General features: G+C 72.9%; 13 protein-coding genes. 12 read left to right on the top strand and 1 reads right to left on the bottom strand.

Going from position 1 to position 18,263, the window contains the following annotated elements; all coding sequences use genetic code 11:
- Positions 1–63 precede the first annotated feature (63 nt).
- The 7 genes from KME80_RS22240 to KME80_RS22210 are packed head-to-tail and all read left to right on the top strand — an operon-like array spanning position 64 to position 12,079.
- Complete coding sequence (locus tag KME80_RS22240) at positions 64–1,041, top strand: DUF1702 family protein (RefSeq protein WP_219507973.1); 978 nt, start codon at positions 64–66, stop codon at positions 1,039–1,041.
- Positions 1,038–2,972 (top strand): CRTAC1 family protein, encoded by a 1,935-nt coding sequence (locus KME80_RS22235; RefSeq protein ID WP_219507971.1) that lies wholly within the window; start codon positions 1,038–1,040, stop codon positions 2,970–2,972. The genes KME80_RS22240 and KME80_RS22235 overlap by 4 nt, the downstream gene beginning before the upstream one ends.
- A gap of 4 nt (positions 2,973–2,976) precedes the next feature.
- Complete coding sequence (locus KME80_RS22230; RefSeq protein ID WP_219507969.1) at positions 2,977–3,981, top strand: enediyne biosynthesis protein; 1,005 nt, start codon at positions 2,977–2,979, stop codon at positions 3,979–3,981.
- Positions 3,978–9,719, top strand: a complete 5,742-nt coding sequence (locus KME80_RS22225) for a type I polyketide synthase (RefSeq protein WP_219507967.1) — start codon at positions 3,978–3,980, stop codon at positions 9,717–9,719. Before KME80_RS22230 ends, KME80_RS22225 begins: the two co-directional genes overlap by 4 nt.
- Positions 9,716–10,144, top strand: a complete 429-nt coding sequence (locus KME80_RS22220; RefSeq protein ID WP_049565857.1) for an acyl-CoA thioesterase — start codon at positions 9,716–9,718, stop codon at positions 10,142–10,144. Before KME80_RS22225 ends, KME80_RS22220 begins: the two co-directional genes overlap by 4 nt.
- A gap of 22 nt (positions 10,145–10,166) precedes the next feature.
- Positions 10,167–10,700: a flavin reductase family protein gene (locus tag KME80_RS22215; protein WP_219507965.1), complete on the top strand. Its 534-nt coding sequence runs from the start codon at positions 10,167–10,169 to the stop codon at positions 10,698–10,700.
- Positions 10,697–12,079 (top strand): cytochrome P450, encoded by a 1,383-nt coding sequence (locus tag KME80_RS22210; protein WP_219507963.1) that lies wholly within the window; start codon positions 10,697–10,699, stop codon positions 12,077–12,079. The genes KME80_RS22215 and KME80_RS22210 overlap by 4 nt, the downstream gene beginning before the upstream one ends.
- 75 nt (positions 12,080–12,154) lie before the next feature.
- On the opposite strand, the gene KME80_RS22205 is transcribed toward KME80_RS22210, so the two are convergent.
- Positions 12,155–12,919: a helix-turn-helix domain-containing protein gene (locus tag KME80_RS22205; RefSeq protein WP_219507961.1), complete on the bottom strand. Its 765-nt coding sequence runs from the start codon at positions 12,917–12,919 to the stop codon at positions 12,155–12,157.
- A 560-nt stretch (positions 12,920–13,479) separates the two neighbouring features.
- On the opposite strand from KME80_RS22205, the gene KME80_RS22200 reads away from it, so the two are divergent.
- The 5 genes from KME80_RS22200 to KME80_RS22180 are packed head-to-tail and all read left to right on the top strand — an operon-like array spanning position 13,480 to position 18,094.
- The gene (locus tag KME80_RS22200; protein WP_219507959.1) at positions 13,480–14,001 is read left to right on the top strand and encodes a SigE family RNA polymerase sigma factor; all 522 of its coding nucleotides are present in this window, start codon (positions 13,480–13,482) and stop codon (positions 13,999–14,001) included.
- Between the two features lie 13 nt (positions 14,002–14,014).
- Complete coding sequence (locus tag KME80_RS22195) at positions 14,015–14,584, top strand: DUF5987 family protein (RefSeq protein WP_219507957.1); 570 nt, start codon at positions 14,015–14,017, stop codon at positions 14,582–14,584.
- Entirely contained in the window at positions 14,581–16,227 is a 1,647-nt protein-coding gene (locus KME80_RS22190; RefSeq protein ID WP_219507956.1) for a GMC family oxidoreductase N-terminal domain-containing protein, read from the top strand. The genes KME80_RS22195 and KME80_RS22190 overlap by 4 nt, the downstream gene beginning before the upstream one ends.
- 2 nt (positions 16,228–16,229) lie before the next feature.
- Complete coding sequence (locus KME80_RS22185) at positions 16,230–17,294, top strand: carboxymuconolactone decarboxylase family protein (RefSeq protein WP_308125880.1); 1,065 nt, start codon at positions 16,230–16,232, stop codon at positions 17,292–17,294.
- The gene (locus KME80_RS22180) at positions 17,291–18,094 is read left to right on the top strand and encodes a TIGR03084 family metal-binding protein (protein ID WP_219507955.1); all 804 of its coding nucleotides are present in this window, start codon (positions 17,291–17,293) and stop codon (positions 18,092–18,094) included. Before KME80_RS22185 ends, KME80_RS22180 begins: the two co-directional genes overlap by 4 nt.
- Positions 18,095–18,263: the final 169 nt, after the last annotated feature.

Genomic DNA, 18,263 nt, shown 5'->3' with positions numbered 1-18,263 from the left:
AAGATTCCACGTCATGTGTCAATGAGAAGACAGTACCTGCTGGTTGAGCGGTGAAGGGTTGTTATGGCCGGCCTGCTTCGATCGCTGAGAAAGCGAATACTTACCCCCAGTGTCACGGAGACCAAACTCGCCGTCCGCGGTTTCCATGTAAAAAACGAGGCGGCCCGCGAATTATTGGAGAAAGTTGGCGAGATATTCCTCACCGGTTTCGCGTACGCCGCCGAGTCGCGCACTCCCGCTGAGGCGGAGGACCGGCTGGAGCAGATCCCCGACCGGTTCCGCGGCTTCGCCTACGAGGGCGCCGGGATGGGACTCGCCGTGCTGGACTGCGCCTCCCTCGCCAACCTGCGCAGGGTGAAGGGCACGCTCGCCGGGCGCGGCGACCGCCACAACTACATGATCTACGTCGGGATCGGCTGGGCCATGGCCCGGCTGCCCCGCTTCCTGTGGCCGGACCCCGCCCAGCTCGACCCGCTGCTGCTGTGGCTCGTGCACGACGGCTACGGCTTCCACCAGGCGTACTTCCACACCGACAAGTACGTGCGCCGGCAGGTGCGCGAGACGCGCTTCCCCTGGCCCGCCGGGCACGAGGCGTACGCGGCCCGCGCCGTCGACCAGGGCATCGGCCGCGCCCTGTGGTTCGTCGGCGGCACCGACGTCGAACAGGTGACGTCGCTCATCGAGAGCTTCCCCGAGGAGCGCCGCCCCGACCTGTACGCGGGCACCGGCCTGGCCGCCACCTACGCGGGCGGCGCCACCGGCGACGAGCTGTGGGAGCTGCGCGACCGGGCCGGCCCCTACCGAGGCCAGCTCGCCCAGGGCAGCGCCTTCGCCGCCGAGGCCAGGATCCGGGCCGGGCTCCTCGGCCCGCACACCCGCCAGGCCACCGCCATCCTCTGCGGCACCACGGCCGAGCAGGCCGCCGAGATCTGCATCCAGTCCATGCCCGCACCGTCCCTGCCGGGGGAGCTGCCCGCCTTCGAGATCTGGCGGCAGCGGATAGCCGGCGAATTCGTCTCCCTTGGAGGTGTCACCCCGTGACCACGGTAGCCACCTGGCTGCGCCGGCAACAGGCCGGAGTCGTCGCCCTCGTGGTGATGGCCGCCCTGTTCGTCATCGGCAGCCCGTCCTTCGCCTCCGACGAGGAGAAGGCGGAGCTGGCCGGCGCGTACGCGTTCAAGCCGCTGAGCATCGCCCTGCCGTCGGACCTGCCGCAGCAGACCATCCGCGCGGTGAACCAGCGCTACACGCACATCGACGCCTGGATCTCCTCCGTCGGGGCCGGGATCGCCATGAACGACCTCGACATGGACGGCCTGTCGAACGACCTGTGCGTCACCGACCCCCGCATCGACCGGGTCGTGGTGACCCCCACGCCGGGCGCGCGCTCGGACCGCTACAAGCCGTTCGCGCTGTCCACCGGCACGCTGCCGATGAACGACGCGATCGCCCCCATGGGCTGCATCGCCGGTGACTTCAACGAGGACGGCCGCACCGACGTCCTGACGTACTACTGGGGCCGCACCCCGATCGTCCACCTGGCCAGGACCGGGGCCACGACGCTGTCCGCGGACGCGTTCACGGCCGCCGAGCTGGTGCCCGGCGCCGGCGGCGCCACCTACACCGGGCCGCAGTGGAACAGCAACACCGCCACCACCGCCGACTTCGACGGCGACGGCCACCTCGACATCTTCATCGGCAACTACTTCCCCCACGGCCCCGTCCTCGACGACAAGGTCAACGGCGGCGTCGAGATGAACGACTCGATGTCCGGCGCGGTCAACGGCGGCGAGAACTACTTCTTCCGCTGGACCGGCGTCACCGCGGGCGCCCCGTCCTTCGACCGGCTCGACAACGTGCTGGACAAGGACGTCTCCAAGGGCTGGGAGCTCGGCGCCAGCACCGCCGACCTGGACGGCGACCTGCTTCCCGAGCTGTTCCTCAACAACGACTTCGGCCCTGACCGGCTGCTGTACAACCGGTCCACGCCCGGCAAGATCTCCTTCTCGCTGGCCGAGGGCTCCCGCACGCCGTGGGTGCCCAAGTCCAAGTCGCTCGGCCACGACTCCTTCAAGGGCATGGGCTCCGACTTCGGCGACCTCGACGGCGACGGCCTCTACGACACCTTCGTCAGCAACATCACCACCTCGTTCGGCATCCAGGAGAGCAACTTCGCCTTCTACAACACGGCGAAGGACCGGGCCGGCGTACGCGCCCAGCTCGCCGACGGCGTGGCGCCCTTCGAGGACCGCAGCGCCCAGGACCGGACCGCGTGGACCGGCTGGGGCTGGGACGTCAAGATCGACGACTTCAACAACGGCGGCGACCCCGCCATCGTCCAGGCGACCGGCTTCGTCAAGGGCTGGGTGAACCGGTGGGCGCAGCTCCAGGAGCTGGCCACCGCGAACGACGCCGTCGTGCGCAACCCGCACTCCTGGCCCGTGGTCAGGGAGGGCGCCGACATCGCCGGCAGCCAGACGCTCGCCTTCTTCGCCAAGAAGGGCGACGGCACGTACGCCGACATCTCCCGCCAGCTCGGCCTGGCGGTGCCGGTGCCGACGCGCGGCATCGCGACCGGCGACGCCGACGGCGACGGGCTGCTCGACCTCGCGGTCGCCCGCCAGTGGGACGCGCCGATCTTCTACCACAACCAGAGCGCGCCGGCCGGATCGGCCATCACGCTCCAGCTCACCCACGAGAACGCCACCGGCGCGCAGGGCTCCCCGGCCATCGGCGCCGAGGCCACGGCGACGGTCGGCGACCGCACCGTGATCGGGCGCGTCGACGGCGGCAGCGGCCACTCCGGCCGGCGCAGCCACGAGGTGCACCTGGGGCTCGGCGAGCACGTGACCGGGCCGGTGAAGGTCCACCTGCGCTGGCGCGACCGCACGGGACAGGTGCGCGAGCAGGATCTTCAGCTCAGCCCGGGCAGGCACGCCATCCAGCTCGGCTCGCAAGCGAAGGAGAAGTGACGTCATGGCCGCTGACAAGACCGCGCCGGCGGCGCAGCCCGAGAAGAAGGCCGGCGGCCCGCCGCGCCACGACCCGAAGGTCATCACCGCGCTGCGCAGGTTCGCCCTCTCGATCACGATCTTCAACATCCTCGGCTACACCGTCCTGGGCTTCGAGCAGCCGTGGACGTGGCCGCTGATCGCCATGGCGACCGGCTACACCATCGAGATCGCCCTGGAGTGGATCGGCGCCCGCGCCGAGGGCCGCCCGGCCCGCTTCCGCGGCAACGGCTTCCGCGGCCTGGTGGAGTTCCTCTACCCGGCCCACATCACCAGCATCGCGCTCAACATGCTGATCTACGTCAACGACCAGGTGCTGGTCATGATGTTCGGCATCGCGGTCGCGGTCGGCGCCAAGTGGGTGCTCAGGGCGCCGGTGCGCGGACGGCTGCGCCACTTCATGAACCCGTCCAACTTCGGCATCGCCGTGATCCTGGTGCTCCTGCCCTGGGCGAGCATCGCGCCGCCGTACCACTTCACCGAGCACGTGACCAACCCGATCGACTGGATCGTGCCCCTGATCATCATCACCGCGGGCACGATGCTGAACGCCAAGCTCACCAACCGCATGTGGCTGATCGGCGCCTGGGTGAGCGTGTTCGCCCTCCAGGCGATCGTGCGCGGGCTCATCGTGGACGACGTCTCCATCCTCGGCGGCCTGTCGATGATGACCGGCGTCGCGTTCGTGCTGTTCACCAACTACATGATCACCGACCCGGGGACGAGCCCGTCCAAGCCGCTCTCCCAGGTCGCCTTCGGCGCCGGCGTGGCCCTCACCTACGGCCTGCTCACCGGCATGAACATCCCGTACGGGATCTTCTTCGCCACCGCGATCGTGTGCGTCGTCCGCGGCGGCTTCCTGTGGTCGCTGCGCGCGGTCGAGCTGGCCCGCGAGCGCGACGCCGCCCGGGTCACCGCGGCGGCGGCCGCGGCCATCGCCACCGCCGAGAAAGAGGTCGCGCGGGCATGAGCAGGATCGCGATCGTCGGTCTCGCCTGCCGATACCCCGACGCGGACTCCCCCCGCGCCCTGTGGGAGAACGCCATCGCCGGCCGCAGAGCCTTCAGGCGGCTGCCTGACGAGCGGATGCGGCACGACGACTACTGGGATCCCGATCCCGCCACGCCCGACCGCTTCTACGCCAAGACCGCCGCCGTCATCGAGGGCTACGCCTTCGACCGGGTCGCCCACCGGATCGCCGGCAGCACCTACCGCTCGGCCGACCTCACCCACTGGCTCGCCCTCGACATGGCGGGCCGGGCCCTGGCCGACGCCGGGTTCCCCGGCGCCGAGGGCCTGCCGAAGGAGCGCACCGGCGTCGTCGTGGGCAACACGCTCACCGGCGAGTTCAGCCGCGCCAACGCGCTGCGGCTGCGCTGGCCGTACGTGCGGCGCACGCTCGCGGCGGCGCTGCGCGAGCAGGGCTGGGACGACGACAAGCTGGCCGGCTTCCTCGGCGCCTACGAGGCGGCCTTCAAGAGCCCGTTCCCGCCGGTGGACGAGGACACGCTCGCGGGCGCCCTGGCCAACACCATCGCGGGGCGGATCTGCAACCACTTCGACCTCAACGGCGGCGGCTACATCGTCGACGGCGCCTGCTCCTCGTCGCTGCTGTCGGTGGTGACCGCGAGCAAGGCGCTGGCCGACCGCGACCTCGACGTGGCGATCGCCGGCGGCGTGGACCTGTCCATCGACCCGTTCGAGGTGATCGGCTTCGCCAAGACGGGGGCGCTGGCCAAGAGCGACTTCCGGCTGTACGACCGGCACTCCAACGGCTTCTGGCCGGGCGAGGGCTGCGGCATCGTCGTGCTGATGCGCGAGGAGGACGCGGTCGCCGCCGGGCACCGCGTCTACGCCACGATCGCCGGCTGGGGCATCTCCTCCGACGGCCGGGGCAGCATGACCCGGCCCGAGGTGAGCGGCTACCAGCTCGCGCTGCGGCGGGCGTACGAGAAGGCCGGGTTCGGCATCGACACGGTGCCGCTGTTCGAGGGCCACGGGACCGGCACGGCGGTCGGCGACGCGACGGAGCTGACCGCGCTGTCGCGGGCCAGGGCCGAGGCCGGGGCGAGCGGCGGGCCCGCCGCCGTCGGCTCGATCAAGGGCATGATCGGCCACGCCAAGGCGGCGGCCGGGGTGGCCGGGCTGATCAAGGCCGTCATGGCCGTGCACGAGCAGGTGCTGCCGCCCACGCTCGGCTGCGTCGACCCGCACGAGGTGCTGACCGGCGAGGAGGCGCAACTGCGGGCGCTGCGCGTGGCCGAGCCGTGGCCCGCCGACGCCCCGCTGCGGGCCGGCGTCAGCGCCATGGGCTTCGGCGGCATCAACTCGCACGTGGTGATCGAGAACCAGGCCCCCAGGCGGAGGCTGGGCCGCCGCACCAAGCTGCTGGCCTCCTCGCTGCAGGACGCCGAGCTGCTGCTGTTCGACGGCGGCACGCCCGAGCAGCTGCGTGAGCGGGTGGCGCGGATGCACGACTACGTGCCCGCCGTGTCCTACGCCGAGCTCACCGACCTGGCCGCGACGCTCGAAGGCGAGCTGCGCGGCCTGCCCTACCGGGCCGCCGTGGTCGCCGCCACCCCCGACGAGGCCGAACGGCAGCTCGCGCGGGTGCTGGAGGCGATCGACTCCGGCGAGCGCAGGCTGCTCACCCCCGACGGCAAGGCCTTCTACGGCCACGCCGCCGGGACCGCCAGGGTCGGCTACCTCTTCCCCGGTCAGGGGTCGGGGCGCGGCACCGGCGGCGGCGCGCTGCGCAGGCGGTTCGCCGACGTGGACGAGCTGTACACCGAGGCCGGGCTGCCGGCCGGCGGCGACGTGGTCGCCACGGCCGTGGCCCAGCCGCGCATCGTCACCGGCTCGATGGCCGGGCTTCGGGCGCTGTCCCTGCTCGGCGTCGAGGCGGAGGTCGCCGTCGGCCACAGCCTGGGCGAGCTGTCGGCCCTGCACTGGGCCGGCGCCATGGACGAGCAGGCGCTGCTGCGGCTGGCCACCGGCCGGGGCCGGGCCATGACCGAGAACAGCGAGTCGGGCACCATGGCCGGCGTGCGCGCCGACCCGGCGACCGTGACCGCCCTGATCGGCGACCTGCCGGTGGTCATCGCGGGCTACAACGGCCCGAACCAGACCGTCGTCGCGGGCCCCGTCGAGGCGATCGAGGAGGTCGGCCGGGCCGCCGTGACCGCCGGGGTGAGCTGGACCAGGCTGAAGGTCTCGCACGCCTTCCACTCGCCGCTGGTCGCGCCCGCCGCCGAGGCCCTGACGCCCTACCTGGAGCGGGAGCGGTTCGGCAGGATCGGCCGCCGGGTGGTCTCCACCGTCACCGGGACCGCGCTCGCGCCGGACGGCGACATCCCCGCGCTGCTGCGGGAGCAGATCACCGCCCCGGTGCGCTTCACCCAGGCGCTCGAACAGGCCGCCGACGGCCTCGACCTGCTGATCGAGGTCGGCCCCGGCCGCGTGCTCAGCGGGCTGGCCGCCGCCGTCACCGACGTGCCGGCCCTCGCGCTCGACACCGACGACGAGTCGCTGACCGGGCTGCTGCGGGTGCTCGGCGCCGCGTACGTGACGGGCGTGCCCGTCGCGCACGAGGAGCTGTTCCACGGGCGGCTCACCCGGCCGATGGAGGTCGGCCGCGAGCTGTCGTTCCTCATGAGCCCGACCGAGCAGGCGCCGAAGATCACGGTCGCGCAGGCGAGCGGGCAGCCGGCCGAACCGGCCGCTCCGGCCACCGCGTCCACCGCGTCGGCCGCGTCCGCCGGCCAGGGCGAGCCCGGCGAGTCCACCACGGACCTGCTGCGCCGCCTGGCCGCCGCCCGCGCGGAGCTGCCCCTGGAGATGGTCACCGAGGACAGCAAACCGCTCGACGAGCTGCACCTCAGCTCCGTCACCGTCATGCACATCATCGACCAGGCCACCCAGCAGCTCGGCCTGCCCGCCGGGCAGACCCCGGCCAACCTCGCCACCGCCAGCCTGCGCGAGCTGGGCGAGGAGCTGGACAAGCTGGCGGCCGAGCCGGGCAGGCGGACGGTGACCGGGGTGACGGGCGCCGCCCCGTGGGTCCGGTCGTTCGCCGTCGACCTCGACGAGCTGCCGCTGCCCGCCAGGGCCGCCGCCGAGGCCGGCGGCTCCTGGCAGGTGTACGGAGGCACGGGCCCGGCCGCCTCGCCCGTCGCCCAGCCGCTGCGCGAGGCGCTCGAACGCGGGAAGGTCGGATCCGGTGTACTGGTGTGCCTACCTCCGCAGTGCTCGCCCGACGACGTCGAACAGGCGTTGCTCGGCGCGCAGGCGGCCCTCGCGGGCGGACCCGGCACCCGGTTCGTGCTCGTCCAGCACGGACGGGGCGCGGCGGGCCTGGCCAAGACGCTCCACCTGGAGTCCACCGGGCTCCGCACCACCATCGTGCACGTACCGGCGATCCCCGAAGCGGCAGCCTGGGTAGCCGCCGAGGTGGCCGCCACCGACGTCTACGCCGAGGCGTACTACGACGACGACGGCGCGCGCCGGGTGCCGACCATGCGCGCGCTGCCCGTACGCCCCGCCCGCACCGAGCACCCGCTGGACGCCTCCGACGTCCTGCTGGTCACCGGCGGCGGCAAGGGCATCACGGCGGAGTGCGCGCTGGCGGTGGCAGGAGACGCCGGGGCCGCGCTGGCCGTGCTGGGCCGCTCCGACCCGGCGGCCGACGAGGAGCTGGCCGCCAACCTGCGGCGGATGGCCGACGCCGGGCTGAACGTCCACTACGCCAGGGCCGACGTCACCGACGCCGCCCAGGTGCGCGACGCGGTCGCCGAGGTCGAGCGGGCGCTCGGCCCGGTGACGGCGGTGCTGCACGGCGCCGGCCGCAACGAGCCCGAGTCGCTGGCCACGCTCGGCATGGACGCCGTGCGCCGCACCTTCGCCCCGAAGGTCGACGGCCTGCGCCACGTGCTCGACGCGGTCGACGGCGACCGGCTGCGGCTGCTGGTCGCCTTCGGCAGCATCATCGGCCGGGCCGGGCTGCCCGGCGAGGCGCACTACGCGACGGCCAACGAGTGGCTGGCCGAGCTGACGCGCGAGTTCGCCGAGCGGCACCCGGGCTGCCGGACCCTGTGCATGGAGTGGTCGGTCTGGTCCGACGTCGGCATGGGCGAGCGGCTGTCGGTCGTCGACCGGCTGACCCGGCAGGGCGTCACCCCGATCCCGGCCGCCGACGGCGTGGAGATCATGCGGCGGCTCGTCGCCGACCCGGACGCCCCCCGCGTCGTGGTCGTCAGCGGGCGCACCGAGGGCATCCACACCGTCCGCTACGACCGGCCGGAGCTGCCCCTGCTGCGGTTCGTCGGCAAGCCGCTGATCCGCTACCACGGCGTGGAGCTCGTCACCGAGCTGGAGCTCACCGACGGCACCGACCTCTACCTGGCCGACCACCACCTGGACGGCAACCTGCTGTTCCCGGCGGTGTTCGGGATGGAGGCCATGGCCCAGGCCGCGCTGGCCACCACCGGGCGGGAGGTCACGCCGGTCATCGAGCGGGCGGAGTTCCTGCGCCCGATCGTGGTGCCGCCCGGCGGCAGCACCACGCTGCGCGTCGCCGCCGCCGTCACCGGCGACGACGACACGCTGGCCGTGAGCATCCGCAGCGGCGACACCGGCTACGAGGTCGACCACTTCCGGGCGGTGCTCACGCTGACCGGTGACGCCGCCCCCGCCGGGCCGCCCGAGCAGGCCGGCGACGGCCTCGCGGCGGTCGCGCTGGACCCCGCCGCCGAGATGTACGGCGACGTGCTGTTCCAGGGCAAGCGGTTCCAGCGGCTGGCCCGCTACCACCGGGCCGAGGCGCGCGCCGTCGAGGCCGACGTGGCGGTGGTCGACGACGGCGACTGGTTCGCCGCCTACCTGCCGGGCGAGCTGCTGCTGGGCGACCCCGGCATGCGCGACGCCCTCATGCACGGCAACCAGGTGTGCGTCCCCGACGCCACCCTGCTGCCGACCGGCGTCGACCGGATCCACCCGGGCGGCCCGGCGCTGGCCGCGCACGACCGGCTGCGCTACTGCGCGACCGAGCGCGGCAGGGACGGCGACGCCTACGTCTACGACATCGCCGTACGCGCGCCGGACGGGCAGGTCGTGGAGCGGTGGGAGGGCCTGCGGCTGCAGGCCGTGCGCAAGAAGGACGGCCGGGGGCCGTGGGTGGCGCCGCTGCTCGGGCCCTACCTGGAGCGGACCCTGGAGGACCTGACCGGCGTCCGGCTGGCCGCCTGCGTCGAGCCGGGCGGGCAGGACGCGGGCGAGCGCGGCGCGCTGGCCGGGTCCCGCATCGCCGGCCGCGGCGCCGGCGACCCCGTCACGGCCCACATGGACGGCCTCACGCTGTCCGTGGCGGGCCCCGGGACCGTCGCCTGCGCGATCGCGCCCGTACAGCAGACCGGCGGGCAGACCAGTGGGCAGGCCGGTGGGCAGGCCGGCGGGGCGGCGCTGGCCGAGCGCGTGGCGGCGGAGACCGGGGAGCGGCCGGACACGGCGGCGGCCCGGGTCGCGGCCGCCGAACGCTGCCTGCGGGCCGCCGGGCTCGGCGGCGCCGAACTCATCATCACCCCGGCGGAACGTGACGCGTGGGTGGTCTTCGCCACGGCGGAGCTGCGCGTCGCCACACTCGTGACGGCCGTGCGGGACCTGCCCGACCCCGTCGTCGTCGCGGTACTCACCGAAGGGCGGACCCAGCCATGAGCAAGTACTTCGAGTACGTCCACACGGTCGGCTTCGAGGAGACCAACCTCGTGGGCAACGTCTACTACGTCAACTACCTGCGCTGGCAGGGCCGGTGCCGGGAGATGTTCCTGAAGGAGCGGGCGCCCGACGTGCTCGCCGACCTCCAGGACGATCTCAAGCTCTTCACGCTCAAGGTCGACTGCGAGTTCTTCGCGGAGATCACCGCCTTCGACGAGCTGTCCATCCGCATGCGGCTCACCGAGCTCACCCAGACCCAGGTGGAGTTCGGCTTCGACTACATGCGGCTGAACCAGGACGGGAGCGAGACGCTCATCGCCCGCGGCAGGCAGCGGGTGGCCTGCATGCGCGGGCCCAACACCAGGACGGCACCCGCCAGGGTCCCCGAGGCACTGGTGAGAGCCCTCGAACCGTACGCGTCCTAGGACGGATTCCAGGAGGTCTGGCGTGCAACTCCACCCATCAACCACACCGCTGACGGACACCAAGGCGCTGCGACGCGCGTTCGGCACCTTCGCCACAGGCGTCACCGTGGTGACGACCGGGGGAGACGTGCCGCACGCCATGACGGCCAACTCCTTCACCTCGGTATCGCTCGACCCGCCGCTCGTCCTGGTCTGCATCGACAAGAACGCGGTGATGCACCAGTGCCTCACCATGACCGGGACGTTCGGCGTGTCGGTGCTGGCCGCGCACCAGGAGGACGCGGCGCGGCACTTCTCCAACCGCTACCGGGCCCTCGGCGCCGCCCAGTTCGAGGAGGTCGAGGTCGTCAAGGGCATGTTCACCGGGGTGCCGCTCGTCGAGGGCGCCATCGCCCGCTTCGAGTGCGAGCTGTGGAGCCGGCACGACGCCGGCGACCACACCATCTTCGTGGGCAAGGTCCTGGCCATGTGCCAGGACTCCGGCAGCGAGGGCCTGCTGGTCTACCGGGGCCAGTTCAGGGAGATCACCTCCGAGCTGCGCGAGGTGACGGCGTGACCGCCGTACGCACCCGTGGGTCGGCCACGGCGGTCCAGGCGGTCCCGGCGACGCCGCCGGGACCGCCCCGCCTGGCCGCCCCGGCCCTGTTCAAGCGGCTCGTCACCGACCGGCTCGGGCTGCTGTCCACGGCCGCGGAGCGGTACGGCGACGCCGTCCGGATGACGATCGGGCCCAAGTCCATCTACCTGTTCAACCACCCCGACCACGCCAAGCACGTGCTGGCCGACAACAGCGGCAACTACCACAAGGGCATCGGCCTGTCGGAGGCCCGCCGCGTCATCGGCGACGGGCTGCTGACCAGCGAGGGCGAGCGGTGGAAGCGGCAGCGCCGCACCATCCAGCCGATGTTCCAGAACAAGCGCCTGGCCCAGCAGGACGCGGTCATCGGCGAGGAGGCCGGGCGGCTGGTCGCCCGGCTGCGGGCCCGGGCGGGCGGCGGGCCGGTCGACGTGGCCAGGGAGATGACCGGGCTCGCGCTCGGCGTGCTCGGCCGCACGCTGCTCGACGCCGATCTCGGCGCGCACGCCTCGATCGGCCACTCCTTCGAGGGCGTCCAGGACCAGGCCATGTTCGAGATGGTGACGCTGTCGATGGTGCCGCTGTGGCTGCCGCTGCCGTTGCACCTGCGCTTCCGGCGTTCCCGCCGCGACCTGTACCGGGCCGTCGACCTGCTGGTGGCCGAGCGGATCAACCGGCCGACCGACGGCGGCGACCTGCTGTCGCGGCTGATCGCCTCCGCCCGGGAGGAGGGCGATCCGCGCGCGGTCCGCCGCCGGCTGCGCGAGGAGATCGTCACCGTGCTGCTGGCCGGGCACGAGACGACCGCGAGCACGCTGTCGTGGGCCTTCCACCTGATCGACCGGCACCCCGAGGTGCGCGAGCGGCTGCGCGAGGAGGCGGTCTCCGTGCTCGGCGACCGGCCGCCGACGTACGAGGACCTGCACCGGCTGCGCTACACCGCGATGGTGCTGGAGGAGGTCATGCGCCTGTACCCGCCGGTGTGGGCGCTGACCCGGGTCGCCCAGCGCGACGACGTGGTGGGCGGCTACCGGGTGCCCGCCGGGGCGGACGTGCTGATCAGCCCGTACACGCTGCACCGGCATCCGGCCTACTGGGACGAGCCCGCGCGCTTCGACCCTGGCAGGTTCGACCCGGCGGCGCCGTCGTCGCGGCCCCGCTACGCCTACATCCCGTTCGGCGCCGGGCCGAGGTTCTGCGTCGGCAACCACCTGGGCATGATGGAGGCCACGTTCGTGCTGGCCATGGTGGCCCGCGAGCTCAGGCTGACCGGGGTGCCGGGGTTCCGCGCGGTGCCGGAGGCGATGCTGTCGCTGCGGGTGCGCGGCGGGCTGCCGATGACGGTGAGCCTCGCCTGACCGACCGGAACGATCCGCGGGCCGGTGAGCTCCTCACCGCTCGCGGATCGTCTGTGTCGGCCGTCCTTACGCAGATCAGCCGGTGGCGCCGCCGGCCGAGGTCACCAGGTCGCGCAGGGCGAGCAGGACCGGCGGGTCGAGCGGGCGCATCGGCTGGAGCCGGACGTCGGCGCGCCTCGGCCCGCTGCCGGCGGCCACCGTGATCGGCCCGGAGCGCGCGATGCACAGCGTGCCGTCGCCGGCGGGTGGCAGGTGGATGGCGTCCTCGCGGCCCGCGGCCACGGACTGCGCGATCAGGTGCCAGCGGCCCTCGGGCACGTTCTCCAGCACGTAGGGGCCGGGGCCGTCGGTCACGGTGAAGCTGACCGGGCGGCCTTCGAGGATCTGGTCGGGGAACAGGCCGGCGAAGACCGGCTGGCCGGCCAGCGGCGAGGTGACGACGCCGGTCAGCGTCGTCGTCGCGCCGGGCGGCGGGCTCTCCCCGCCGCCGGCCAGCGTCCGGGCGGTGATGCCCAGGTGCTGGCGGTACTTGCTGGGTGGCAGGCCCACGCTGTGCGTGAAGCGCGAGCTGAAGGTGCCCACGCTCGAATAGCCCACCTGGTGGCTGATGTTGGTGATGCTCAGCGAGGTCGTCGCGAGAAGCCGCTTGGCCTCGCGTAACCGCACCGCCGACAGGAACCTGCCGGGCGAGAGCCCCGTGACCCGCTGGAAGACGCGGGAGAAGTGGAACTTGCTGAACATCGCCGTGCGGGCCATGTCGTCGATCGTGAGCTGCTCCCCGAGGTTCTCCTGCATGCTCTCGATCACCCGCATGACCGCTCGTTCGATCACGTCGTCCATTTGTCCTCCCGGGTTGAGGAGGGGTTCGGGCAATCCCGGATGAAATCGCCCCCGAATGGCGGCCGAATTCTTCTCCCGGATTGCGGCGATTCCTCGATCACCCTGGTCGGTGCGCATTCTCGGCATTAGAGACCGAATGGATTTCGGCTGCCTACTGCTACACGCGGCGACGCGCGGGGAAAGCTGCATCGGACGGCGATTCATCCGAAAGAAATTTTGGGTGACCGGCCGGTCGCACTGAGTGTCGGCGGCGCCGGGGCGGTGGTCAGCGGTCTGCTCATTGCGCGAGCATACGTTCGGGCCGGTCGGCGTAGGGGCCGTGCGCAGGGGAAATAGGGGTGCCGGCGCCGCGAATAGGGGTGCCGCCCATTTATCGCCGGCTGCTTCCGGCCGGCAGTGTGACTCAAATCTAAATCAGGGGTTGCCGCACGGCAAATAGGGATGGCCTGCGGATAAGGGCATACCGGCCGCCGGTAGGGGTTGTGACGTTCCTATGGGCAGGACAAATTCGGGGCAAAGAGTTCGAATGCGACAACGCCGATGTGGGATGAGTGTGAACAATGGCCGCAGCGCGAGAGGACGGGGATTTCGCGCGATTCGTCCGGCGGAGCCGACCGGCTCTCCGGCGCACCGCCTACCAGCTCTCCAAGGACTGGTACGAGGCCGACGACCTGGTCCAGCGCACGCTGATCGCGCTGCACAAGCACTGGGACACGCTCGACGGCCACGACAGGATCGGCGCCTACGCGCGGCGCGTCATGCGACGGCTGTTCCTCAGCGACCGCAGGACCATGCGCTGGACACGCGAGGTCCTCATCGGCGCGGTGCCCGACACCCCCACCACCTCCGACCCGTACCTCCTGGTGAGCGAGCGCCTGGCACTGATGGACGCCCTCGCCGGGCTCGGCCCGCGCCAGCGGGCCACCCTCCTGCTGCGCTTCTGGGAGGACCGCAGCGTCGAGGACACCGCGCGCGTCCTGGGCAACGAGTCCTCCACCGTGCGCAGCCAGACCACCCGCGCGCTGAACGCCCTGCGAGTGGCGCTCGACGGCGCCTCTGATCAAGACCCGAACCGCCTCTAGACAGGGAACGCCCATGGCCTCACGGAAACCGGACGACCACCAGGACAGGACGACGACGCTGGAGGCGTTCGCCGACACGATCATCCCGGGCGAGAAGCGGTACGCCGGCGACCTGGCCGTCGCGGGCGTCAGCCGGGGAGGCGGCGCCGTCCAGGCCGGCGCCATCGAACTGCTCGAATGGGACGCCACCGGCCTGACCGGCGGGCTCGACGACTTCGCCGCCGCGCTCAACCGCCACGCCGCCGCCTACGCCGCCGAGCACGGCCTGGCCGCCGAGGACGGCGTCCCGCCGTTCGTGTCGCTCCCGTACGACGACCGCGCCGCCGTCGTGCGATGGCTCACCGCGCCCGGCCACCCCGAGAAGGCCCTGTGGGTCAGCCTCGCCCTCTTCTGCAACATGGCCTACGACTCGGCCGCGCACCTGAGCACCGCCGAAGCCCTGGCCGCCGGGCACCCCGGGCTCACCGCCATGGGCATCACCCGGCCCGACCCCGACGGCCTGTGGAGGTTCCGCGCCTGGTCCTACGGCAGGCCGCTGGCCGACGTCCACCCCGCAACCACGCCCTCCGGGAGCCCCGCATGAACAGCGTCGAACGCACCGACGTGCTCGTCGTCGGAACCGGGTTCGGTGGCGCCATCGCCGCCTACCACCTCGCCGCGGGCGGCGCCAAGGTCGTCATGCTCGAACGCGGCCCCTGGCTGACCAGCGGTGACTTCGAGCACGACTACAAGCTCGGCTCCTCCTACACGCGCATCTTCGACTTCGTCGTCGGCGACGGCATGAGCGTGCTCGGCGGCAACTGCGTCGGCGGCGGCAGCGTCGTCTACTTCGCCGCCATGCCCCGCGCCCCCCGCTTCGTCTTCGAACGCCGCGGCAGCATCCGCCGCCGCATGTGGCCGCGCGCCATCGACCGCGACAGCCTCGACCCCTGGTACGACCGCGTCGAGGAGTCCATCCCGATCACCCAGCAGGGCTGGGACGACGTCTCGTACGCGGGCGGGCTGTGGGCCGCCGCCTGCCGCCACTCCGGCCGTACCGCCAACCCGGTGCCCGCCGCCGTCGACACCTCCACCTGCGTCAACTGCAACTGGATGATGGCCGGCTGCCGCTTCGACGCCAAACAGTCGCTGCTGCTCAACTACCTGCCTGCCGCCCTCGCCCACGGCGCCGAGATCCGGCCGCTGCACGAGGTGCAGAGCATCTCCAGGACCGACGACGGCGGCTACCGCGTCCACTACGCGCACGTCCACGACGAGGACTACCGCCTGACCGAAGGCGCCGGGACCATCGACGCCAAGATCGTCATCCTCGCCGCCGGAGCCGCCGCCACCCCCGTCATCCTCCAGCGCAGCGAACCCGCGCTCGGCCCCATGCCGCACGGCGTCGGCCGCTACTTCTCCGGCAACGGCGAACGCCTGAACACCGCCGTGCTCAACGAGGACCGCGTCCGCGACGTCCTCGGCCTGGAGCGCGGCGACGGCCTCGGCTACGCCGCCAACCAGATCGGCAAGGGCCCCACCGTCGCCAACTGGGACCGGCTCGACGCCTCGCTGCCCGAATACTCCCGGTACTCGCTGGAGCAGCTCTACTTCCCGCCCGGCCTCGGCACCATCCTCGCCCTGGCCGAGGACGGCTCCTGGTTCGGCCCGCGCAAGAAGGAGATGCTCGAACGCTGGCAGTCCTGGCTGATCATCTTCCAGATGATCGAGGACGACAACGAAGGCGTCTTCGGGCCGCCGCCCCAGCGCGGCAACTCCGACCGGCTCTCCCAGCAGATGCTCGGCGTCGGCCGCCTCACCTACAAGCCGACCGCCAACACGGTCGCCGCCTGGGCCATGGCCGACGCCGAATGCAAGGAGATCCTCGAACGCGACGGCCTCGCCACCGTCACCCCGTGGACCAACGACCTCGTCGGCGCCTACACCGTGCACCCCCTCGCCTCCTGCCGCATCGGCGACGACCCGCACACCTCCGCGCTCGACGACCGCCACGAGGTACGCGGCCACCCCGGCATCTTCGTCACCGACGGCTCCGCCGTGCCCGGCGCCCTCACCGTCAACCCCGCCATGACCATCTCCGCCCTCGCCGAACGGGCGATCCCCGGCATCGTCGCCGCCGCCCGCGAACGCGGCGTCGACGTCACCTACGGCGCCCCCGCCCCCGACGGCTCCACCAGCGGCCGGCGCGGCGCCGCCCACCTGGTCCCCGACCTGATGCGGAGATAGCCGTGGGCGCACTCCTCAGCAGGATGACCGCGCCCGGCACCCTCGCCCAGGTCCGCCACGTCACCCCGGTACGGCCCGGCGCCGCCCGCGGCCTCGTCGCAGGGGTGTACGCCCAGGTCGAACGCGACTTCGGCATGCTCGCCCCGCCCGTGATCCTGCACTCGCCCGCGCCGGAGACGATGGCGGCCTGCTGGCTGCTCCTGCGCGAATCGCTGCTCGCCTCCGGCACGGTCAGCCGCGTGCTCAAGGAGGTGGTCGCCACCGAGGTGTCGGCCGCCAACACCTGCCCGTACTGCGTGGACGTGCACCGCGCCACCCTGCACGCCATCTCACGCCACGAGGACCCCGGCACCCGGCGCACCGCCTCCTGGGCCCGCGCCTGCGGCCTCAAACAGACCGCGGAACGGCACGAACCGCCGCTCCTCGTCGGCCACAGCCGCGAACTCCTCGCCGTCGCCGTCACCTTCCACTACCTCAACCGCATGGTCAACGTCTTCCTCGGCGACTCACCCCTGCCCCCCGAGCTGCCCCGAGGCGCCCGAGGAGCCGCGCTGCGCCTGTTCGGCGCCGTCATGCGGCCCGCCGCCCGCCGCTCCCGCCGCAAGGGCGACTCCCTCACCCTGCTCCCCGCCGCCCCCGTGCCCGCCGACCTCGCCTGGACCAGAGGCACCCGGCACATCGAAGGCGCCTTCGCCCGAGCCGCCGCCGCCGTCGAGACGGCCGGCGCCCGGCGGCTCCCCGAACCCGTACGCGACCTCGTCACCACCCACGTCACCACCTGGGAAGGCCACCCGCCCGGCCTCGGCCGGAGCTGGGCCGACGAGGCCGCCGCCACCCTCCCCCCGGCGCAGCGGCCCGCCGCCCGCCTCGCCCTCCTCACCGCCCTCGCCTCCTACCAGGTGGACGCCGGCGTCGTCGCCGCCTACCGCGCCGGCGACCCCGACCCGCAGGCGCTCGTCGAGACCACCGCCTGGGCCGCGCTCACCGCCGCCCGCCGCGTCGCCGCCTGGCAGCCCCTCCAGCGAGACCCGATCAACACCGCAACCGACGAGAGGACACTCCCATGACCGAGCTCGAGGTCGTGCTCGACGACCTGACCGCGGACGGCGAACAACTCGACCGCCTGGTGTCCGGCCTCGACCCGGACCAGTGGAACCTGCCCACCCCCGCGCCCGGCTGGACCATCCACAACCAGGTCGCCCACCTGGCCTTCATCTTCCGCCTGGCCACCGCCGCCGCCACCGACGCCGCCCGGTTCGAGGCCATGACCGCCGGAGCGCAGCAGAACTTCGACGGCGCCGTCAACGCCGCGCTCAAGGACTACGACGACGACACCCCCGACACCCTCCTCGCCCGCTGGCGGGCCGAACGCGCCGCCGTCGTCAAGGGCCTTGCCGCCGTACCGCCAGGCAACACCGTGCCCTGGCTCGTCAACCCGCTCCCGCCCATCGTCCTGGCCTGCGCCGGCATCATGGAGCAGTTCGCGCACGGGCAGGACATCGCCGACGCCCTCGGCGTCACCCTCGAACGCACCGACCGGCTCCGGCACCTCGTCGTCTTCGCCGTCCTCACCCAGGACTTCGGCTACCTCTCCCGCGGCCTCACCCCGCCCGGCGTCCAGTTCCGCTTCGAGATCACCGGGCCGTCGGGCGAACTGTGGGCCTACGGGCCCGAGGACGCCGAGAACCGCATCGCGGGGCCGGCCACGGACTTCTGCCTCCTCGTCACCCGCCGCCGCCACCGCGACGACGTCGCCGTCACGGCCACGGGCGCCGAGGCCGACCGCTGGCTCGACATCGCCCAGTGCTACCGCGGCCCCGCCGGCGCCGGCCGCCAACCGGGCCAGTTCCTCCCGGTATCCCACTGACCCTCCCCCCCAGGCCCCCGCCCACCCGATCCGGACGGGGGCACCCGGGGCCTCCACCCACCCCCGGGCCTTCACCCACCCCGGGGCCTCCACCCACCCCGGGGCGTATGGCGGCCCGGGGCCTCCACCCCGCCCCGGGCCTCCATACGCCCCCCGCCCGGCGGCCGCG

This window comes from Nonomuraea ceibae (assembly GCF_019396325.1).
GTDB classification, from domain to species: Bacteria; Actinomycetota; Actinomycetes; order Streptosporangiales; family Streptosporangiaceae; genus Nonomuraea; species Nonomuraea ceibae.
This window is presented reverse-complemented; position numbering and strand designations above follow the sequence as displayed.

What these genes read in the sequence shown, in the direction of transcription:
- KME80_RS22240 (WP_219507973.1), top strand. Translation starts at nt 64, where the DNA reads ATGGCCGGCCTGCTTCGATCGCTGAGAAAGCGAATACTTACCCCCAGT.
- KME80_RS22230 (WP_219507969.1), top strand. Translation starts at nt 2,977, where the DNA reads ATGGCCGCTGACAAGACCGCGCCGGCGGCGCAGCCCGAGAAGAAGGCC.
- KME80_RS22225 (WP_219507967.1), top strand. Translation starts at nt 3,978, where the DNA reads ATGAGCAGGATCGCGATCGTCGGTCTCGCCTGCCGATACCCCGACGCG.
- KME80_RS22220 (WP_049565857.1), top strand. Translation starts at nt 9,716, where the DNA reads ATGAGCAAGTACTTCGAGTACGTCCACACGGTCGGCTTCGAGGAGACC.
- KME80_RS22205 (WP_219507961.1), bottom strand. Translation starts at nt 12,919, where the DNA reads ATGGACGACGTGATCGAACGAGCGGTCATGCGGGTGATCGAGAGCATG.
- KME80_RS22200 (WP_219507959.1), top strand. Translation starts at nt 13,480, where the DNA reads ATGGCCGCAGCGCGAGAGGACGGGGATTTCGCGCGATTCGTCCGGCGG.
- KME80_RS22195 (WP_219507957.1), top strand. Translation starts at nt 14,015, where the DNA reads ATGGCCTCACGGAAACCGGACGACCACCAGGACAGGACGACGACGCTG.
- KME80_RS22190 (WP_219507956.1), top strand. Translation starts at nt 14,581, where the DNA reads ATGAACAGCGTCGAACGCACCGACGTGCTCGTCGTCGGAACCGGGTTC.
- KME80_RS22180 (WP_219507955.1), top strand. Translation starts at nt 17,291, where the DNA reads ATGACCGAGCTCGAGGTCGTGCTCGACGACCTGACCGCGGACGGCGAA.